Below are 19,824 nucleotides of genomic sequence, written 5' to 3'. Positions count from 1 at the left end.
TCCTGGCAGCTGTCCGGTGGGCTTCGGGCTTGCAAAAGCGCCCTGACGCGGCGCTGCCGTGTGCGCACCCCCGCTAGCGCCTGACCTTGCCGTCTGCCGTCAGCATGGTCAGCTCCACGAAGCTGGAGCCGACGTGCCGGGTGGGCGAGAACGCCAGGCGGTAGCCGCGCGAGTCGTAGCCGGACAGCGTCTCCAGCGCCGAGACCAGGCCTTCGCGGCTGGGTTTGCCGGCCAGCCGGCGCAGGCCGTCGACGATGACGCGGGCGGCCACGTAGCCTTCGATGCTGGTGTAGTTGGGCTCGGCCTTGGCGTCGAAGCGGTGCAGCGCCTGCTGGTAGTCGTTGACGAGGCCGGCCGCGGTGCCGAAGGGCGAGGGCATGACCTGGGAGACGACCACGCCGGCGGCGTCCTTGCCGAGTTCGTCGGCCAGCGCCTGCGTGCCGACGAAGGACACGTTGTAGAACTGGCCGCCGTAGCCGGCCTTGCGCGCCTCGCGGATGAACGCCGCGCAGCTCTTGTACGCGCTGATCTGCACGACCACCTCGGGCTGGGCATGCACCAGCGCCTTGACGGCTGCGGCCACGTCCACGGTGTTGCGCTCCACCGTCGCCACCGCCGTGGGCTGCAGGCCGCGTTTTTCCAGCGCGCGCTGCACCCCCTTTAGGCCGGCCTGGCCGTAGGCGTCGTTCTGGTGGAAGACGGCGATCTTCTTCAGGTCGAGCTGGGTGAGCTGCTTGACGATCAGTTCGGTCTCGTCGTAGTAAGACGCACGAACGTGGAAGACCAGCCGGTTGAACGGGTCGCGCAGCGCCTCGGCGCCCGTGAGCGGGGCGATGAAGGGCAGCTTGGCGGCGGTCGCCAGCGGCAGCGCGGCCAGCGAGGTGGGCGTGCCGACGTAGCCGAACAGCGCAAAGACATCCTCCTGGATGAACTTCTCGGTGTTGGCCTTGCAGTGCGCCGGGTCGTAGCCATCGTCCAGCGTCCTCAGCACGATGGGCAGGCCGCCCACGCCACCCGCTGCGTTGACCGCATCGAAGTAGGCCTTGGCGCCCAGCTGCATCTGCAGGCCGAGCTGCGCGGCCGGGCCGGTCAGCGGCACGGACTGGCCCAGCACGATGCTGCGGCGCTCCTGGGCCCGGGCGGCGGTGCCGGTCAGTGCGAGGCCGGCGAGCGCGAGTTGGAAGTGGCGGCGGTTTTGCATGGGCGCCGATCATGCTTGAACCGGCGCGCCCCGCGCGTGAACAAATCCTGAACCAGCCCGTGCCCGTGACGTTGTGCGAGCCAGCGCGCCGCAGCGGCCGGGGCTCAGGGCCGCAGCGTGCCGATCTCGCCGTCGTCGAACTGCTTGCCCAGGGCCGCGCCGATCAGCATCTTCACGCCGGCCACTGCGTCGCCGTGCTTGTTGTCCCAGTACTGGCCCTGCCTGGGCTGCACGCGGATGACGCTGATGCAGGGGTCGTCCTTGCCGTCGTGGAACCACACGCGCGCCAGTGGCGTCCAGAGCTTGTCGATGAGCGCCTGGTCGTGCAGCACGGTGGCCTGGCCGACCAGGTGCAGGAATCCCGAGTGTTCCGACGCCTGGAAGTACAGCTCGACCTCGCCGTTGGCCGCGATCTGGGCGTTCTTCTGGCTGTGCTTGTCGCTCAGGAACCAGATCGTGCCCTGCGCGTCGCACTCGCGCACGCCCATCGGGCGCACGCCGCCATGCGTGACGAGGAAGCAGGTGTCGGCCTTGCCGACGACATGGCGGATCTTCTCCACCGCGTCGGACCCGGCGAGGTCGTGGCGCACGTCGGCGTTGTGGGCGTCAGGATGCGTGGGTGTGAGGTCTTGCGCAGGCGTGCTCAGCAGCGGGTCGGTCATGGGGGTCTCCAGGTCGCGAGGTCGATGGCGCCACGATAGGCGCGACGGGGGAGCGGCCATGTCGGCCTGCAGGCCGGTTGCGCGTCGGACTCAGCTTGGCCTGCGGTGCGCATCGGCCTGGGCGCGGACGAGCTGCCGTTCGGCCTGCGGCAGCCGCGCCAGTTGCTGCAGCGGCCCGGCCATGCGCGGGTTCGCCGCCAGGCGGGCGGCATGGCGCAGCAGGAAGTCCCAGTACAGCGTCGTGACCGGGCAGGCATCGGGCCCGGTGCGCTCGGCCGGCCGGTAGCGGCAGCTGCGGCACAGCGGGCTCTGGCGGGCGATGTACTGTCCGCTGGCGGCATAGGGCTTGCTGGCCATCAGGCCGCCATCGGCGTACTGGCTCATGCCCAGGGTGTTGGGCAGCTCCACCCATTCCACCGCGTCCACGTAGACGCTCAGGTACCAGCCGTGCACCTGCGCCGGCTCCACGCCCAGCAGCAGCGCGTACAGGCCGGTCACCATCAGCCGCTGGATGTGATGCGCGTAGCCATGCGCCAGCGTCTGCGTGATGGCGTCGCGCAGGCAGGCCATGTCGGTGTCGCCCGTCCAGTACCAGGGCGGCAGCGGCTCGTGCGCGTCCAGCGCATTGAGGGCGGCATAGCCGGGCATCTGCGTCCAGTAGATGCCGCGCACGTATTCGCGCCATCCCAGGATCTGGCGGATGAAGCCCTCGCCGCTGGCCAATGGCACGCTGCCGGTGCGCACCGCGGCCTGCGCGGCGGCGACCACTTCGTGCGGCGTCAGCAGCTTGAGGTTCAATGCGGCCGAGAGCTGCGCGTGGTAGAGCCACGGCTCGCCGGGCCACATGGCGTCCTGGTAAGGGCCGAACAGCGGCAGCCGCTCGGTGACGAAGGCGTCGAGGGCTTTCAGGGCCTGTGCGCGCGTCAGCGGCCAGGCGAAGCTGTCCAGCCGGCCGGGGTGGCTGCCAAAGCGCTCGCGCACCAGCGCGATGACGCCGCGTGTGACGGCATCGGGCGCGAAGCGCGGTGGCTGCGGCAGGTCGAAGCCCGGGCCGTCCGGGGTGAAGGCGTGGCGGTTGTCGGTGTCGAAGTTCCAGCGTCCGCCCAGGGGGCGGCTGCCCTCCATCAGGATGCCGAGGCGCTCGCGCTGCTCGCGGTAGAAGAACTCCATGCGCAGGCCCCGGCCGTCGCGCGCCGCGGCGTGCGCAGCGAACTCGGCCGGGGTGGTGAAGAAGTGGCGGTCCTCGCGCAGGTCCAGCGCGAGGCCGGCCTCGCTCGCCACGCCCCGCAACGCCTGCAGCACGCGCCAGTCGCCGGGCTGGGTCAGCACCAGGCGGCGGGGCCGCAGCCGGGCGATGTCTTCGCGGAGCTGTTCGGCCAGGCCGCCCCGCGTGGCGGGATCGTCCAGCGCCCGGTAGTGCAACGGCCGCCCGGTCTCGCGCAGCGCGGCGGCGAAGTGCCGCATGCCCGACAGAAACATCGCGATGCGCGGCTGGCTGCTCCAGGTGTGCGTGGACTCCCCGGCCACTTCGGCCATCCACACCGCATCCTGCGCGGCGTCGAAGCCATCGAAGGCCGAGGCACCGAGGTCGAGCTGGTCGCCCAGCACCAGCACGAGGTCACGCATCGCGCGACCCTGCTTTCGCGTCGCGCCGGCAGCGTTCGCTGCAGAACTTCACGTCGGCCCAGTTCCTGGCCCAAGCCTTGCGCCACGTCATCGCACGCCCGCAGGCCATGCAGGGCTTGCTGGGCAGGTGGGCCTTGTTGCCCTTGAAGTCGGGTGCGCGGGTCATCGCCCGGCAGGATAGGCCGGGCCCGCCCGGGTGTTCACCCGGCTGGCGCGGGGTGCAGCACTTGAGGCAGGATGAACTCACGATGAACCTGCACCTGATCCAGGCCCGCGCCAACCGGCTGGCCAACCGCCGCCTGCTGGCCGCCGTGTCGCAACTGAGCGAGGCCGAATTCCACGCGGAGCGCACCAGCTTCTTCCCCAGCCTGGCCCGCACGCTGAACCACCTGCTCAACGTGGACCACTACTACCTGGCCGCCCTGGCGGGCGATACCACGATGCGCGAGGTCTGGGCCCGCTACGTGCCGGCCCGCACGGCCGGCGAGCTGGCGGCGCGCCAGGACGCCAGCGACCGGCGGCTGATCACGCTGTGCGAGCCGCTGACGCCGGCCGACGACGAGCGCATCGTCGCCTTCGACCGCGGCGCCGGCATCGAGGCCGGCCCGCGCGAGCCGCTGGCGCGGGTGCTGGCCCACCTGTTCATGCACCAGACGCACCACCGCGGCCAGGCACACGCGATGCTGGCCGGTACCGCCGTGAAGCCGCCGCAGCTGGATGATTTCATCCTGCTGGGCGACCGCGTGCACCGTGGCGACGACATGGCGGCGCTGGGGTGGCAGGAGCCGGTGTGACCGTGCCGGTGCTGCCGCGCATGATGGCCGTGACGGCGGTTGCGGCCCTGGCGGTCATGGTGGTGTTCGTCCTCGTGCTGGGTGCGCTGACGCCCGGTTACAGCCATGTGTCGCAGTTCATCAGTGAACTGGGGGCGTCCGGCACGCGCTACGAATGGCAGGCCAGGCGCCTGGGCTTCCTGCCGGTCGGGTTGCTGCTGCTGGTCTTCTGCGGCCTGGCGGTCGCGGCCTTGCCGCGCACGACGGGCGTCGTGCTGGGGCTGCTGGGCCTGGCCCTCTATGCGGTGGGCTATCTCGCGGCATCGCAGTTCCCCTGCGATCCCGGCTGCCGGCCAGCCGCGCCGAGCACGTCCCAGGCCATCCACAACGCGGTGGGCGGCCTGGGCTACCTGTTGGCGCCGGCCTTCCTGCTGACGCTCTGCGAGTCCGTGCGGCGTTGGCCCGGCCCCGCATGGCTGGTCCACAGCGGCCGCGCCGCAGCAGGGCTGGCGCTGCTGGGCCTGCTGACGCTGTCGCCGTCGTCCCCCTGGGTGGGGCTGAGCCAGCGCCTGCTGGAGTTGGCCGTGCTGGGCTGGGTGGCCCTGCTGGGCATGGCCGTTGCTCGGCAGTCGCGCCTCACAGCTCCGCCACGCCCTTGACGCGCACCGGCATCGCCACCGGCTGCGCCGCCACCTCCACCGCGCGGCCATGGAAGCGGTCCAGCAACGCCTGCCACTGCTGCTTCACCGCCACGACGTTGGCGTGCTTCACATGGCCGTAGCCGCGGATCTTCTCGGGCAGGCGGGCCAGCTCGACGGCGGTGGCCAGGTTGTCGGCCGTCAGTGACGCCAGGATCTCGTCGACCAGCTGCTCGTAGTCGGCGATCAACTGGCGCTCCATGCGGCGCTCGTCGGTCTTGCCGAAGATGTCCAGCGCCGTGCCGCGCACGCCCTTGAACTTGGCCAGCCACTTGAAGGCGGTGAAGGTCCAGCTGCCCATCTCGATCTTCTTCGCGCGGCCATCGGCGCCGGGCTTGGCGATCAGCGGCGGCGCGAGGTGGAAGCTCAGGGAGGCCCAGTTCTCGAACTGGTCCTTCATCGCCGCCAGGAAGCGGCCGTCGGTGTACAGGCGCGCGACCTCGTACTCGTCCTTGATGGCCAGCAGCTTCGCGTAGTAGCGCGCCACGGCCTGCGTGAGCCGCTGGCCCTTGCCGAGCGGCGCCTCGGCCGCTCGCACGCGGTCCACCAGCGCGCGGTAGCGCTGCGCGTAGGCGGCGTCCTGGTAGTCGGTCAGGAACTTCGCGCGACGCTCGATCAGGCCGTCCGGCCCGTCGAGCTGGTCGAAGTTGAAGAGCTTCACCACGTTGACGTCGCCGGCCAGCCTGGCAATGGCGTCGGGCGCCGCGATGGCCAGGCGGCCCAGTGCGAAGGCGGTCTTGTTGCCTTCGACGGCCACGCCGTTCAGCTCGATGGCGCGCATCAGCGCAGCCTCGCTGACGGGGATGAGCCCACGCTGCCAGCAGGCGCCCAGCATGATGATGTTGCTGGGCAGCGTGTCGCCCATCAGGCGCTGGGCGATGTCCTGCGCGTCGAGGGTGGCCAGCTCGCCCTGCTCGCCGACGGCGAACTTCATCTTGGCCAGCAGCGAGTCGCCCTGCAGCGAGGCATCCGGGTTGCGCACGAAGCCGGCGGTCGGGATTTCGTGCGTGTTGGCGAGGATGACAGTGCGGCCGGCCTTGATGGTGCCGAGCGCATCGGGCGACGCGCCGACGACCATGTCGCAGGCCAGCAGCACGTCGGCCTGCTGGGTGTCGATGCGCACCTGGTTGAGCAGGTCCAGCGTCGGCGCCACGCGCACGAAGCTCAGCACCGCGCCGCCCTTTTGCGCAAAGCCCATGAAGTCCAGCACCGAGGCCTGCTTGCCTTCCAGGTGGGCGGCCATGGAGACGAGCGCGCCGACGGTCACGACGCCCGTGCCGCCCACGCCGGTGACGAGCAGGTCGAACGGACCCGTCCACTGCCAGGGAGCGGGCGCGGTGATGGCGGCCACTTCGCGGGCCAGGTCCTGTGGCGTGTAGGTGGCGCCGGCCTTCTTCTTCAGCACCGGGTCGTGCACCGACACGAAGCTGGGGCAGAAGCCGTTCACGCAGGAGAAGTCCTTGTTGCAGCTGCTCTGTTCGATGGCACGCTTGCGGCCCCAGTCGGTCTCGACGGGCACGACGCTCAGGCAGTTCGACGCCACGCCGCAGTCGCCGCAGCCTTCGCAGACCGCCTCGTTGATGAAGATGCGCTTGGGCGGATCGGCGAACTCCTTCTTCTTGCGGCGGCGGCGCTTTTCGGCAGCGCAGGTCTGGTCATAGATCAGCACCGTCACGCCTTCGATCTCCCTCAATTCGCGCTGCACGGCATCCAGCTCGCTGCGGTCGTGGAAGGTCGTGCCGGCGGGGAACAGGCCGTGGTGGCCTTCGTACTTGTCGATCTCGTCTGACACCACGACGAGGCGCTTCACGCCCTCGGCCTCCACCTGCCGCGCGATCTGCGGCACGCTGGTCTGGCCGTCCACCGGCTGGCCGCCGGTCATGGCCACCGCGTCGTTGTAGAGGATCTTGTAGGTGATGTTGGTCTTGGCGGCGATGGCCTGGCGGATGGCCAGGTAGCCCGAGTGGTAGTAGGTGCCGTCGCCCAGGTTCTGGAAGACGTGCTTCTCGGTCGTGAAGCGCGAGTGCGCCGCCCAGTCCACGCCCTCGGCGCCCATCTGGATCAGGCCGGACGTGCCGCGCTCCATCCAGCTCGCCATGAAGTGGCAGCCGATGCCGGCCAGAGCCCGCGAGCCCTCGGGCAGCTTGGTGGAGGTGTTGTGCGGGCAGCCCGAGCAGAAGTAGGGCTGGCGGCGCACGCCATCCGCCGCGTTGCTCAGCAGGCAGGGCGTCAGGAAGTCGACGACGAGGTGGCGGCGGTCCAGCGCGGGGTTGAGCCGCGCCAGCCAGTCGGCCACCGTGCCCATGATGCGGCTGGGGCGCAGCTCGCCGAGCGCTGACAGCACCGGCGCGCCGTGCTCGTCGGTCTTGCCGACCACGCGCGGGCGCTGGAAGTCCGGCAGGTGGTAGAGCAGCTCCTTGATCTGTCGCTCGACGACCGGGCCCTTCTCCTCGATGACCAGCACGTCGGTCAGGTTGCTGCAGAACTCGGTGATGCGCGTCGGCTCCAGCGGGAACACCAGCCCCACCTTGTAGACCCGCACGCCGGCCGCGGCCAAGGCGTTCGGGTCCAGGTCCAGGCGGCGCAGCACTTCCATGAAGTCGTAGTGCGCCTTGCCCACCGTCACGATGCCCAGCGTGGCGGCGGGGCTGGTGACGATGTGCTTGTCGATGCTGTTGAAGCGGGCGAAGGCCTTCACCGCGTCGAGCTTGTGCGCCAGGCGCGACTCCAGGTCCAGCGACGGCAGGTCCACCGCGCGGATGTGCAGGTCGGTCGGCGCGGTGTGGTCCACGGGGTGGTCGAAGTTCAACGCCACCGCGTCCAGGTCCACCGTCATGCCGCTCTCGACGACTTCCGAGATCGCCTTGAAGCCCACCCAGGCGCCCGAGAAGCGCGACAGCGCCCAGCCGTACAGGCCGAACTCCAGGTACTCGGCCACGTTGGCCGGGTGCACCAGCGGCATGCTCCAGGCCTGCAGGGCCTGGTCGCTCTGGTGCGGCGTGCTGCTGGACACGCAGCCGTGGTCGTCCCCGCAGACGACGAGAACCCCGCCCTGGGTCGACGTGCCATAGACGTTGCCATGCTTCAGCGCGTCGCCCGAGCGGTCCACGCCGGGCCCCTTGCCGTACCACAGGGCGAACACGCCATCGACCGTGCGCTGCGGGTCCAGCGCCACGCGCTGCACGCCCAGGCAGGCGGTGGCGGCCAGGTCTTCGTTGATGGCGGGCAGGAATTCGATGTGGGCCGCTTCGAGGAACTTCTTCGCCTTCCACAGCTGCTGGTCCACCATGCCCAGCGGCGAGCCGCGGTAACCGGAGACGAAGCCGGCGGTGTTCAGGCCGGCGCGCTCGTCGAGCTTCTTCTGCGCCAGCAGCAGCCGCACGAGGGCCTGCGTGCCGGTCAGGAAGACGGCGCCGCTGTCGGCGGCGAGGTTGTCGCTGAGCTGGTAGGGACGCAGCGCGGGTTGCACGTCGACGGCGGCGGCTTCGGTCATGGTGGGACTCCTGGTGGCGCGAAATTCTTGCGCCGCAAAGCCGGAAGAAATTGCCTCATTGCCTGCGGATGGCATGGCCGATGAGATGATTCTTCTCGAAAGAAGCGAATCATGGAAAAAAACGTATTTGACCGAGCCAGCCTGGAGATCCTGCAGGCCCTGCAGGCCGACGCCACGCTGTCCACCCAGGCGCTGGCGGACAAGGTGGGCTTGTCCGCCACGCCGGTGTGGCGGCGCGTGAAGGAGCTGGAGGACAGCGGCGTCATCCGCGGCCAGGTGGTGCTGGTGGACCGCGAGAAGATCGGCCTGACCATCCTGGTGCTGGCCAACGTGAGCCTGGTGCGGCACAGCGAGGGCGCGGTGGAGCAGTTCGAGCAACTGGTGTCCACGCGGCGCGAGATCATCGAATGCCATGCCATCACCGGCGAGGCCGACTACGTGATGAAGGTCGTCGCTGCCGACATGAAGGCCTATGACCTGTTCCTGCAGCAGCGCATCTTCAAGCTGCCCGGCGTGTCCAGCGTGCGCAGCAACGTGGTGTTGCGCGAGGTGAAGTACGAAACGGCGCTGCCGGTGGCGTGATGCGGCGTCACTCAAGGGCCGACCCCGGTGGCAGTTGGCTGATAGGCTTGGCTGCATTGCGCCAGCCTGTCTAGAGTCCGTGCATGGATGCCCTGCTCGCCAAGCTTTCCGACGCCGTCACCTCCGCGCAGACGCTGGAGGAACTGACGCGGCCGCTGCTGCAGATGCTGGAGGCGGTGACCGGGCTGGAGTCGACCTACCTGACGACCGTGGACCTCGAGGGGGGGCAGCAGCACGTGCTGTTCGCCCGCAACTCGCGCGAGCTGCAGATCCCCGAAGGCCTGGTTGTGCCCTGGGGCGACACCTTGTGCAAGCGCGCGATGGAAGAGGGCCGCCCGTACACGGACGACGTGCCCCATGTGTGGGCCGACTCCGAACCCGCGCGCCAGCTCGGCCTGCAGACCTACGTCAGCACGCCGGTGCACACCGAGGACGGCGGCCTGTACGGCACGCTGTGCGCGGCCAGCAGCGAGCGCCGCCCCATGACCGCCGAAGCCGGGCAGGCGCTGAAGCTGTTCGCCAGCCTCATCGAGCGGCAGGTGGCGCGCGAGCGGCTGGTCGACAAGCTGCGGCAGGCCAATGCCGAGCTGAGGACGCAGGCCCTGACCGATGCACTGACCGGCCTGCCGAACCGCCGCGCGCTGCTGCAGGAACTGGCGCGGCTGATCGCGCTGGCGCAACGCACGGGCAGCTGGCTGCTGGCCGGCGCCATCGATCTGGACGGCTTCAAGCAGGTCAACGACACGCATGGCCACGATGCCGGCGACCAGTTCCTATGCGGCATCGCGGCGCAGCTGCTGGCCTCGCTGCGCGGCGGCGACGTGCTGGCGCGCAGCGGTGGCGACGAGTTCGTCGTGATCGGCCTGGGCCCGTCGCTCAGCGAGGACTGCAGCGCGGTGGCCGAGTTGCTGCAGCAGCGACTGATGACGGCGACGGTGGGCCGCCATCAGGCCGGCCAGGTCACCGTCGACTACGCCGGTGCCAGCGTGGGCGTGGCCTGCCTGGACCCCCAGCGGGCCGGCGTGGAGGACGCGCTGCGCGAATCGGATGCGGCGATGTACCGCGTCAAGCTGGCGCGGCGGCGCGCGGCGTCGCATTGAGCGGACGCCCGCCGCGCCGTGTCAGGCGTCGTTGTTGATGAGGCCGTGGCGCAGGGCCAGCTTCACGAGCGCCGTCACGTCGGGCACGCCCAGCTTGGCCATCAGCCGGCTGCGGTAGCTGTCCACCGTCTTGGGCGACAGGTGCAGGGACGTCGCGATCGAGCTGCTGGAGTGGCCGTCCACGACCATGGTGACCACCTGGCGCTCGCGCACCGACAGGTTGGCGAACGGGTCCTCGCCGTCGCCCTGGGCCAGCGCGCGGGCGGCCAGCTCCGCCACGCCCTCGCCCAGATGGCGGCGGCCGTTGCGCAGCGCGGTGATGGCCTGCAGCAGTTCGCCGGAGGGCGAGCCCTTCAGCACATAGCCCGACGCGCCCAGCTTCAGCGCCATGGCCACATGGCGCGGCTGCGCCGACATCGTCAGCACCAGCGCGCGCGTCGGCAGCTGGCGGCGCTGCAGCTCGGCCAGCAGCTCCATGCCGGAGCGCGTGCCCAGCGACAGGTCCACGAGCACGACGTCCGGCGTCAGCAGCAGCAGGTCGGCCAGCGCCTGCGTGATGTCGCCGCAGTCGCCGACGACGTCGTGGCCGGCCTCGCCCAGCAGCGCGCGCAGGCCTTGCCGCACCATCGCATGGTCATCGACGAGGTAGACGCGGGCGGGCGCCGTCATCGCAGGTGGCGTTACAGCGTGCCGTAGCTGTGCAGGCCGGACAGGAACATGTTGACGCCCAGGAAGGCGAAGGTCGTCACCAGCAGGCCCACGAGCGCCCACCAGGCCGACACCACGCCGCGCAGGCCCTTCATCAGCCGCATGTGCAGCCAGGCCGCGTAGTTCAGCCAGACGATCAGTGCCCAGGTCTCCTTCGGGTCCCAGCTCCAGTAGCCGCCCCAGGCTTCGGCGGCCCAGAAGGCGCCGAGGATGGTCGCGATGGTGAAGAACGCAAAGCCCAGCGCGATGGCCTTGTACATGAGGTCGTCGAGCTGGGGCAGGTCGGGCAGGCGGGCGGTCAGCCGCGGCCGCAGCACGATGGCCAGTGCCAGGAACACGGCGATGCCGCCGATCTTGCGCGCCCAGCCGTCCATGCCGGTGACGGTCGCAGCGTCCAGCGAGCCACCGAAGCGCACGGCCAGGATGAGCGCCACGATGCCGACGGGCATCGCGACAAGGCCGATCCACAGCGAGCGGGCGGGCGCCGTCTTCAGCAGGTAGGCCAGGGCCACCATGGCCGCCAGCGCGAAGCTGCCGTAGCCGACGAAGTTGGCTGGCACATGGATCTTCATCCACCAGCTCTGCAGCGCCGGCACCAGCGGCTGGATCTCCTGCGCCTCGCGCGCCACCGTGTACCAGAGCAGGAAGCTGACCGCGCCGCTGACCACCAGCATGACGAACCCGCCCAGCGAGCGTGTCGCGAAGCGCTGCTCGTAGTACAGGTAGAACAGCGTCGTCATCCAGCAGAACAGCACGAAGACTTCATACAGGTTGCTGACCGGGATGTGGCCGATGTCGGGGCCGATCTGGTGGCTCTCGTACCAGCGCACCAGCGTGCCCACGAGCGCCATGAAGACGCCGCCCCAGGCCAGCTTGGAGCCGATGACCTCGGCGACGCTGTCGCGCCCCGCGCCGGTCAGGAACCCGCCCCAGTAGAAGAGCATGCTCATGTAGAACAGCAGGCTCATCCACAGGATGGCGCTCTGGCTGGACAGCATGTACTTGAGCCAGAAGGTCTGCTCGCCGGCGGCCAGGTCGGCGCCGAAGCCGTCGGTGTGCCGGGCGTACAGCGCGATGGCCAGCAGCGTGGCGGCGCCCGCCGCGAGGCTCAGCAGCCGCAGCGGCTTCCAGAACCAGCCCAGCGCCACCAGCGCCGGCATGGCGCACAGCAGGATGCCCTGCTCGTAGACGTCCATGCTGGCGTGGTAGCGGCTGAAGGCGTAGCCGCCGCCGAGCACGACGAGGGCCGCGAACAGCCAGTCGAAGACGTCGCGGCGCTGCAGCGCATGGCGGCGGGGCAGGTCGAAGGTGGTCGTGTTCATGCGTGATCCTTGAGCACTGCAGCCCTGAGCTGGGCGAAGAGCGTGGCGTTGTCGGGCGATTCGCGGGTGCTGGACATGGCCATGCGCACCTGCGAGCTGCCCGGTTCGGCCCCGGGAGCGATCCACACCCACAGCCGGCGCTCCTTGATGTAGAGCATGGCGAAGACGCCGACGATGAGCAACAGCGCGCCGAGGTAGACCAGCTTCTGGCCCGGCGCGCGGGCGACCTGGAAGCCGCTGGCCTGCACCTGCTCGAAGTTGTCGAGCTGCAGCAGCAGCGTGCTCGGGTAGTACAGGCTGTCGGACAGCGACAGCACGGCCTGGGTCATGAAGCTCTGGCTGGCGGCATCGATGGCGGCGGGCTGCAGGCCGGCGCGTTCGCGGGCCATCTGGTGCAGCTCGAACAGGCTGCCGTTGAGGATGCGCAGCAGCACCTCGGAGACGCGCTGGCGGTCGCTCTCGGGCACGTCGCGCTCGATGAACTGCGACAGCGCCGGCAAGCCGCCGCGCACCTCGTCGCCGGGCTTGGCCGCGGCGCCGGAGAACAGGGTGAGCGCGCGCTGCGCCGTGACCTGCAGTTGCGGCAGCAGCTGCGGCTGGTTGGCCGGCGTGGCGGAGACCGCGTAGGCGCGCGCGGCCGCGTCGCGCAGGCTGGCGTCGGCCAGTGCCTGGCGCAGGTGCAGCCAGCCGACGAGCGAGCCGTTCTCGTCGGCCGGCATGCGCAGGTAGCGGAAGCTCTCGGCGGGCGTGTCGCGCACGCCGGCGATGAAGACGCGCTGGCCGTCCAGCTCCACCGGCAGCATGTAGTTGTTGTACTCGCGCGCTTGGCCCGCGGCGTCGCGCAGCTTGTAGCTGAAGCTCGGGCCGACGTTGTGCAGCGTCTTGGTGGTGCTGGTCTTGGCGCCGCTGCCCAGGTGCTGGCCCAGGCGCTCGCCCAGGTCCACCTTGCGCACGTCGGCACCGCTGGCGTTGCTGCCGTCGTTGGCGAGGTTCTCGACGTTGATGACGCGCAGGCCATCCAGCTCCAGCGTCTGGTCGCCGAAGGCCAGCTTGGTGCCGACGCGGCCTTCGATATTGACCGGCGCGCCGCCGATGAGCGGGAAGCCCTTGAGGTACAGCTTGGAGCCGCCGTCCTCGAAGTTGCTCTGGTAGATCGCCACGCCCTTGTGGATGACGGGCTCGTTGACCTTGACGGTGGCCTCGCGGGTGTCCGCGCCGTCGTGGATGACGATGTCGCTGGCGAAGCTCTTGGGCATGCCCGTGGCGTAGTAGTCGACGCTGAACTTCTTCAGCTCGATCTCGAAGGGCAGGTCCTGCAGCACGACCCCGTTGGGCAGGCTCAGCACGGCGATGCCCTGGCTCTGGTGTTCAGACACCGTGACGTTGCCGCGAAAGCTCGGGTTGGCCGTGCTCAGTCGGTGCTCGGGCCGGATGTTGGCCACGAAGCCTGAGCCGGTGTAGATCTCCTTGCCCTGCAGCCACATGGCGAGCTTGACCATCGCGTTGCCGTCCAGCACGCCGCCGATGAGGATGAGCACGATGGCGGAGTGCGCCGACAGGTAGCCGAGCTTGTTGGCCGCGCCGCGGCGCGCCGCGATCATGTTGCCGTGCTCGCGCTGCTGCACACGGGCCTTCCAGCCCAGGGCGGTCAGCGTCGCGCCGATCTCGGCCAGCGCCATCTGCGGGTTGCTGGGCAACTCGCCGATGGCCTTGTGATGGTGTGCCTGCAGGGACTGCTCGCGCACGCCCTCCTTGTAGCTGCGCAGGTCGGTGACGATCTTGGGCGCGTTGCGCGCGATGCACAGGCTCGTCGAGAGCACCAGGAAGGTCAGGATGACAAGGAACCACGGCGTGCTGTAGACCGTGTACAGGCCGAGCAGGCCGAACACCTCGGCCCAGAACGGCCCGAACTGGTTGATGTAGTTGCCCATGGGCTCGCCCTGGCGCAGCACGGTGCCGATGACGGAGGCGATGCAGATGACGCTGAGCAGCGTGATCGCGAAGCGCATGGACGCGAGCAGGTCCAGCAGTTCGCGGGGGACCGATGAGCGAGGGGCGGCGGATGACATCAGGCGCTGAGGACTTGGAGCTGGAAGACCGGATGGGTGGTGCGGGGCAGGGCGGCGGGCGGCGGGCGGTGAGTGGCCGGGCACATCCTTGCGCATCATCCGCTCATGCGCAACGTGGCCAGAAAAAAAGGCCGGTGGGGATCACCGGCCTTCCTGCATCGAGGCGTGCGCGGAACTCAGCGCAGGCCGGCGATGTAGTCGGAGACGGCCTTGATTTCCTTGTCGTTCATCTTGGCCGCGATGGCGACCATCTGCGGCGCATTGCCGCGCAGGCCGGCGCGGAAGGCCGTCATCTGCGCCTCGATGTAGTCGCCGTGCTGGCCTGCGATGCGCGGGTACTGGGCCGGGATGCCGGAGCCGGCAGGGCCGTGGCAGGCCGCGCAGGCCGGCACGTTGCGGTCGGCAATGCCGCCGCGGTAGATCTTTTCGCCCAGGGCCACCGTGTCCTTGTTCTTCGCGAACCCCGGCTTGGCGGTCTTGGCGGCGTAGAAGGCCGCGACGTTGCGCATGTCTTCTTCCGTCAGCGCGGCGGCCATGCCGCTCATGATCGCGTTCTTGCGCTTGCCGGACTTGAACTCGGTCAACTGCTTGACCAGGTATTCCGGGTGCTGACCCTGCAGGATGGGATTGGCCGGGCTGCCCCGCGAGCCGTCTGCCGTGTGGCAGGCGGCGCAGGTCTGCGCGGAGATGGCGCCGCCCTTGGCGAGATCAGGCTTGGCCGCAGCGGCGGCCGGCTCATTGGCATGAGCCGCAGCGGCCAGCATCAGGCTCGACAGGATAAAGGCGACAGTCTTCATGATTTTTGTTGAGTTTCGTTGGGCGCAACCTTCAAATTTTACAATGACCTACCAACGCCTCCGACACTCCCATGACCGACGAAATCCCTGAGGCGGAAGCCATCACCGATAAGCTAGCGCTTGCCTGGACCCACACGGCCCGTTTTCTGACGACCGCGAGCCAGCTCATCCACCTGCCCGCGACCGAGCTGCCGGAGATCGCCTTCGTGGGCAGATCCAACGCCGGCAAGTCCACGGCCATCAACACGCTGGCGCAGCAGAAGCGCCTGGCCTTCGCGTCCAAGACGCCTGGCCGCACGCAGCACATCAACCTGTTCGAGCTCGGTCCCAAGGACGCGGCGGATGCGCTGTTCGCCGACCTGCCGGGCTACGGTTATGCCGCCGTCGCCAAGGCTGCCAAGCTGCGCTGGCAGAAGGTCATGGCCGATTACCTGGCCGTGCGGCGCAGCCTGTCGGGCGTCGTGCTGATGGTGGATTCGCGGCTCGGGCTGACCGACCTGGACAAGCAGCTGCTGGAGTTCGTCGCTGCGCGCGTGGCGACCGGCGAGATCAAGCTGCTGGTGCTGCTGACCAAGTCCGACAAGCTCAACCGCAAGGAGGCCGACGCGGCGCTGCGCGGCACGACGGAGTTCCTGGCGGGCATGACAACGGAGAGTTCCGACGTGGCCGTGACGCTGTTTTCCGCGCTGAAGAAACAAGGCGTGGGCGACGTGGCACAGGCGCTGCACGGCTGGACGCACGCGCGCTGACGGCTGGGCTGCCGCGCCAGGCCGCCCGCGGGCCTGATCAGCCGCCCAGGTCGCTCATCAATGTGTCCACGGCGCGCTGCACGACGCTGTCGTCCTCCAGCGCGGTGATGAGGCCATTGGCCAGCAGCGCCTCCAGGGCGCGGCGGGTCAGCGACAGGCGTTCCTCGGCGTCGCGGCCGACGAAGAGCACGAACTGCCGGCCTTCGCTGATCCAGGCGATCTGCGCGGTGTGCCAGTCGCCCTGGATGAACAGGTGGAACCACCGGCCGATCTGCAGGCCGTCGATCCACTGCTGCAGCGCGGCGCGCGCGGCCGGCGAGTCGTTCTCGTTGTAGAGCTGCACCGGCACGGTCGGCAGCTCGGCGCGGTCGACGTCGGCACTCAGCCAGTGCGACGGCACCTGGGAGTCGCGCTCTTCCATGATGCGTTGCACGATCTCGTCGGCCGACGCGGGCGCGGCCGCACCCGGCGTGGCCGGCCGCGGCGCGGCGGTGCGGCGCTCGGCCGGGTCCTGGGCGGGCAGGCCGCGCAGCAGGCGGTTGTGCTGGGCCATCAGTTCGGTCAGCGCCGGTTCACGCCTGGCCTCGGGCAGCTGGATGCTGTCACACCCCGCCTGCAGCCGTTCGATGAGCACGGGCAGCCGCATGCGCAGCGCCTCTCGGGCGGCCAGGTCGCGTGGCGTGATGAGGCTGTCGAGCACGGCGTCGACGAGTTCCATCGCGGCCTGCGCCTCGCGCGAATCGCGGCCGTGGCGCACCATGGCCGTGACGATGACGTCCACCCACGCCGTCTGCAGGAAGCGCTGCATGCGCGGGCCGAGTGGCGCGTCGACGATCTGGTGGTCGACCTGCTCGCGCAGCAGTTCGCGCCATTCGCTGCGCAGGTGCTCGCGCTCCAGCGCGGCCAGTTCGCCGGCATTGCGTTCGCCGCTGGCGCGGGCCTGGGTGTCGATGCGGCTGTCCACGCGGGCCAGCGCCTGCTGGAACAGTGCCGCGGTGGGCGTGGGCGCATCGACGAGCTTTTGCGCCTCGGCGTCCATGAACTGCAAGAAGTCCTGCAGCCGTGGGTCCTCGATGCGTTCGAACGCCATGCCATGGGCCGCCACGCGGTTCAGCAGCGCCCAGGTGGGATGGTCCTGGCGGCGCAGCAGCGTCGAGTCGCTGCGCGACAGGCGCACGACGGCGATCTGCAGCCGTGCGAGCAAGGCCTTCAACGGCGGCAGCAGGCGCGGGTCGGCCAGGATCTGGTCGTAGAGCCGGCTGAGCATGTCCGGGCCTGCCGCGCGCACGAATGGCGCTGCCGGATCCGGCCTGCGTTGCGTGGCAGGGCCGAGGCTGTGCGGCCGGGTGTTGACGGCATCGACGCGGCGCGACAGGCCGTCCAGCGTGCCGTGGCCGGTCGGGCGGGCGCCGATGCCGCGCGCGGCAGCCAGGCGCTGGTGGTCGAACGCATCGGCCTGGGTGTGGCCGTGCAAGGCCACCATGTCGCTCAAGTCGGCGTCGCGCAGCGCGGCGCAGGCCCGCGTGTAAAGCCGGTGCAGCGCGCGGGCCAGTGGCGTTGCCGCGACGCGCATCAGCTCGTACTGCGCCTGCGCCCCGAGGGGACTCGCAGCGAGCGCCTGGTGCAGCGCATGGGCGTAGAGGGCGGGGCGCAGCGGGTTGTCCCGTTCGCGTGCCCGGCCGATGCCGCGCAGCGCGGCGAAGAAGTTGCCGATCTGATGCAGCTCGGCGCGGCTCATCTCCTCGCTGGTGCGTGCAACGTGCGCAATGGCCACGTCCTGCAGCGCCTGGTGTTCGTCGACGAGGCTGAGGCTGTCCAGGCTGCCGAGCTGGGAGGGTGAACGGTGCAGCGGGTCCTCGCCGCGGCGCGCGCCCTGCAGCAGGTCGACGAGCCGCCGTTCGAAGTCGACGGCGAACCCCGCACGCACCTTGCGCCAGGCTTCGCGCAGCGGGAAGTGCTGGGGTTGGGCGTCGAGCTCGTCCTGCACCACGTTCAGCAGTTCTTGGGCCAGCGGACCGGCGTCGGTCAGCGCATGGTCGAGCAGGTCGTGAGGGTGCAGTCGGGCGGACATGGAGGGTCGGTGACGAGGTGCAGGGATTATTGGCGCGCCGCCGTGGCGGCTCGCGACGCAGCGGCCTCTGGCGCCCCCCGATACGTAGGGCAGATGCCGCACTTCAGCACCTTTTTCACGCTTTTCCAGTCGGGAGTGCGCACGACCTCAGCGTCCAGGCGCGCGCGCTGCTGTGCGGGCGGTGTGGGTCCGGACATGAAAAAAGGGGCTGCTCGCGCAGCCCCCTTCCATGTGCTTCGGCGAAAAGCTCGCCGGGCGTGGACTTACATGTCCATACCGCCCATGCCACCCATGCCGCCCATGCCACCCGGCATGCCGCCGCCGGCAGCTTCGTCCTTGGGGGACTCGGCAACCATGGCTTCGGTCGTCAGCATCAGCGACGCGACGGACGCGGCGTTCTGCAGCGCGGTGCGGGTCACCTTGGTCGGGTCCAGGATGCCCATTTCGATCATGTCGCCATAGGTGTCGTTGGCGGCGTTGAAGCCGTAGTTGCCCGAACCGGCCAGCACCGCGTTGACGACGACGGAGGCTTCGCCACCGGCGTTGTAGACGATCTCGCGCAGCGGGGCTTCGATGGCACGCAGGACCAGCTTGATGCCGGCGTCCTGGTCGGCGTTGTCGCCCTTGATGGCGCCAGCAGCCTGCTTGGCGCGCAGCAACGCGACGCCGCCACCGGCCACGATGCCTTCTTCAACGGCGGCACGCGTGGCGTGCAGCGCGTCTTCGACGCGAGCCTTCTTTTCCTTCATCTCGACTTCGGTGGCCGCACCGACCTTGATGACGGCCACACCGCCGGCCAGCTTGGCAACGCGCTCTTGCAGCTTCTCGCGGTCGTAGTCGCTGGTGGCTTCCTCGATCTGGATGCGCACTTGCTTGACGCGGGCTTCGATGTCGCCCGCAGCGCCGGCGCCGTCGATGATGGTGGTGTTTTCCTTGCCCACTTCGACGCGCTTGGCCTGGCCCAGGTCGGCCAGCGTGACCTTCTCGAGCGTCAGGCCGACTTCTTCGGCGATGACCTTGCCGCCGGTCAGGATGGCGATGTCTTCCAGCATGGCCTTGCGGCGGTCGCCGAAGCCAGGCGCCTTGACGGCCACGACCTTCAGGATGCCGCGGATGGTGTTGACCACCAGCGTCGCCAGCGCTTCGCCGTCGACTTCTTCGGCAATGATCAGCAGCGGGCGGCCCGACTTGGCGACTTGCTCCAGCGTGGGCAGCAGGTCACGGATGTTGCTGATCTTCTTGTCGTACAGCAGCACGAACGGGTTATCGAGCAACGCCGATTGCTTCTCGGGGTTGTTGATGAAGTAGGGCGACAGGTAGCCGCGGTCGAACTGCATGCCTTCGACGACGTCCAGCTCGCTGTCCAGGCTCTTGCCGTCTTCGACGGTGATGACGCCTTCCTTGCCGACCTTGTCCATGGCCTCGGCGATGATGCGGCCGACTTCGGAGTCGCTGTTGGCCGAGATCGTGCCGACTTGCGCGATTTCCTTGGAGGTGGTGGTGGCCTTGGAGGCCTTCTTCAGCTCGGCGACGAGGGCGGTGACCGCCTTGTCGATGCCGCGCTTCAGGTCCATCGGGTTCATGCCGGCGGCCACGTACTTCATGCCTTCGCGGACGATGGCCTGGGCCAGGACCGTGGCGGTCGTCGTGCCGTCACCGGCGTTGTCGGACGTCTTGGAAGCGACTTCCTTGACCATCTGCGCGCCCATGTTCTGCAGCTTGTCCTTCAGCTCGATTTCCTTGGCCACGGACACGCCGTCCTTGGTCACGGTCGGTGCGCCGAACGAGCGCTCGAGCACGACATTGCGGCCCTTGGGGCCCAGGGTCACCTTGACCGCATTGGCCAGGATGTTCACGCCTTCGACCATGCGGGCACGCGCCTCGCCGCCAAAGATCACGTCTTTTGCTGCCATTTGATTCTCCGGATTCTTAAATTGGGGTCAGAGTCGAATTATCGAACTCTTGATCAGCGA

16 protein-coding genes are annotated in these 19,824 nt (G+C 69.3%); 5 read left to right on the top strand and 11 right to left on the bottom strand.

Annotated features, from left to right (window positions below):
• Positions 1-73: 73 nt before the first annotated feature.
• From ACO07H_RS20900 to ACO07H_RS20885, 4 genes are all read right to left on the bottom strand, one after another.
• A complete protein-coding gene (locus tag ACO07H_RS20900; RefSeq protein ID WP_422017733.1) occupies positions 74-1,201 on the bottom strand; it encodes an ABC transporter substrate-binding protein in 1,128 nt (375 codons plus the stop codon).
• A gap of 104 nt (positions 1,202-1,305) precedes the next feature.
• Positions 1,306-1,863 (bottom strand): pyridoxamine 5'-phosphate oxidase family protein, encoded by a 558-nt coding sequence (locus ACO07H_RS20895; protein ID WP_422017731.1) that lies wholly within the window; start codon positions 1,861-1,863, stop codon positions 1,306-1,308.
• A 90-nt stretch (positions 1,864-1,953) separates the two neighbouring features.
• Entirely contained in the window at positions 1,954-3,489 is a 1,536-nt protein-coding gene (locus tag ACO07H_RS20890; protein WP_422017729.1) for a cryptochrome/photolyase family protein, read from the bottom strand.
• On the bottom strand, positions 3,482-3,655 hold the full coding sequence (locus ACO07H_RS20885; protein ID WP_422017727.1) for a DUF2256 domain-containing protein: 174 nt from the start codon (positions 3,653-3,655) through the stop codon (positions 3,482-3,484). Before ACO07H_RS20885 ends, ACO07H_RS20890 begins: the two co-directional genes overlap by 8 nt.
• A gap of 82 nt (positions 3,656-3,737) precedes the next feature.
• Here ACO07H_RS20885 and ACO07H_RS20880 point away from each other — a divergent pair, with 82 nt between their 5' ends.
• Positions 3,738-4,283 carry a DinB family protein gene (locus ACO07H_RS20880; protein ID WP_422017725.1) on the top strand — a complete coding sequence of 182 codons (546 nt, stop codon included), beginning with the start codon at positions 3,738-3,740 and terminating at the stop codon, positions 4,281-4,283.
• Entirely contained in the window at positions 4,280-4,921 is a 642-nt protein-coding gene (locus ACO07H_RS20875) for a DUF998 domain-containing protein (protein WP_422017723.1), read from the top strand. Before ACO07H_RS20880 ends, ACO07H_RS20875 begins: the two co-directional genes overlap by 4 nt.
• Here the strand turns inward: ACO07H_RS20875 and ACO07H_RS20870 are convergent.
• The gene (locus ACO07H_RS20870; protein ID WP_422017721.1) at positions 4,899-8,453 is read right to left on the bottom strand and encodes an indolepyruvate ferredoxin oxidoreductase family protein; all 3,555 of its coding nucleotides are present in this window, start codon (positions 8,451-8,453) and stop codon (positions 4,899-4,901) included. The genes ACO07H_RS20875 and ACO07H_RS20870 overlap by 23 nt on opposite strands.
• Positions 8,454-8,564: 111 nt before the next feature.
• On the opposite strand from ACO07H_RS20870, the gene ACO07H_RS20865 reads away from it, so the two are divergent.
• Together ACO07H_RS20865 and ACO07H_RS20860 are read left to right on the top strand one after the other, a co-directional pair.
• Positions 8,565-9,035 carry an Lrp/AsnC family transcriptional regulator gene (locus ACO07H_RS20865; protein ID WP_422017719.1) on the top strand — a complete coding sequence of 157 codons (471 nt, stop codon included), beginning with the start codon at positions 8,565-8,567 and terminating at the stop codon, positions 9,033-9,035.
• A gap of 83 nt (positions 9,036-9,118) precedes the next feature.
• Positions 9,119-10,135 (top strand): GGDEF domain-containing protein, encoded by a 1,017-nt coding sequence (locus tag ACO07H_RS20860; RefSeq protein WP_422017717.1) that lies wholly within the window; start codon positions 9,119-9,121, stop codon positions 10,133-10,135.
• A gap of 21 nt (positions 10,136-10,156) precedes the next feature.
• On the opposite strand, the gene ACO07H_RS20855 is transcribed toward ACO07H_RS20860, so the two are convergent.
• The 4 genes from ACO07H_RS20855 to ACO07H_RS20840 all read right to left on the bottom strand — a co-directional run bounded on the left by ACO07H_RS20855 (position 10,157) and on the right by ACO07H_RS20840 (position 15,031).
• Complete coding sequence (locus tag ACO07H_RS20855; RefSeq protein ID WP_422017715.1) at positions 10,157-10,804, bottom strand: response regulator; 648 nt, start codon at positions 10,802-10,804, stop codon at positions 10,157-10,159.
• Between the two features lie 11 nt (positions 10,805-10,815).
• The gene (gene ccsB / locus ACO07H_RS20850; RefSeq protein ID WP_422017713.1) at positions 10,816-12,165 is read right to left on the bottom strand and encodes a c-type cytochrome biogenesis protein CcsB; all 1,350 of its coding nucleotides are present in this window, start codon (positions 12,163-12,165) and stop codon (positions 10,816-10,818) included.
• On the bottom strand, positions 12,162-14,234 hold the full coding sequence (locus ACO07H_RS20845; protein ID WP_422017711.1) for a cytochrome c biogenesis protein ResB: 2,073 nt from the start codon (positions 14,232-14,234) through the stop codon (positions 12,162-12,164). The genes ccsB and ACO07H_RS20845 overlap by 4 nt, the downstream gene beginning before the upstream one ends.
• 176 nt (positions 14,235-14,410) lie before the next feature.
• Positions 14,411-15,031, bottom strand: a complete 621-nt coding sequence (locus ACO07H_RS20840) for a c-type cytochrome (RefSeq protein WP_422017709.1) — start codon at positions 15,029-15,031, stop codon at positions 14,411-14,413.
• Between the two features lie 71 nt (positions 15,032-15,102).
• On the opposite strand from ACO07H_RS20840, the gene yihA reads away from it, so the two are divergent.
• Complete coding sequence (gene yihA, locus ACO07H_RS20835; RefSeq protein ID WP_422017707.1) at positions 15,103-15,780, top strand: ribosome biogenesis GTP-binding protein YihA/YsxC; 678 nt, start codon at positions 15,103-15,105, stop codon at positions 15,778-15,780.
• Between the two features lie 37 nt (positions 15,781-15,817).
• Here yihA and ACO07H_RS20830 read toward each other — a convergent pair whose 3' ends face one another.
• Both ACO07H_RS20830 and groL read right to left on the bottom strand, forming a co-directional pair.
• Positions 15,818-17,851: a DUF1631 family protein gene (locus ACO07H_RS20830; protein WP_422017705.1), complete on the bottom strand. Its 2,034-nt coding sequence runs from the start codon at positions 17,849-17,851 to the stop codon at positions 15,818-15,820.
• A gap of 263 nt (positions 17,852-18,114) precedes the next feature.
• Entirely contained in the window at positions 18,115-19,764 is a 1,650-nt protein-coding gene (gene groL / locus ACO07H_RS20825) for a chaperonin GroEL (protein WP_422017703.1), read from the bottom strand.
• Positions 19,765-19,824: the final 60 nt, after the last annotated feature.

Origin of the sequence: Roseateles sp., assembly GCF_965229315.1 — a bacterium.
Taxonomy (GTDB): domain Bacteria; phylum Pseudomonadota; class Gammaproteobacteria; order Burkholderiales; family Burkholderiaceae_C; genus Pelomonas.
The sequence above is the reverse complement of the archived record's forward strand: the minus strand, read 5'-3'. Positions and strand labels throughout refer to the sequence as shown.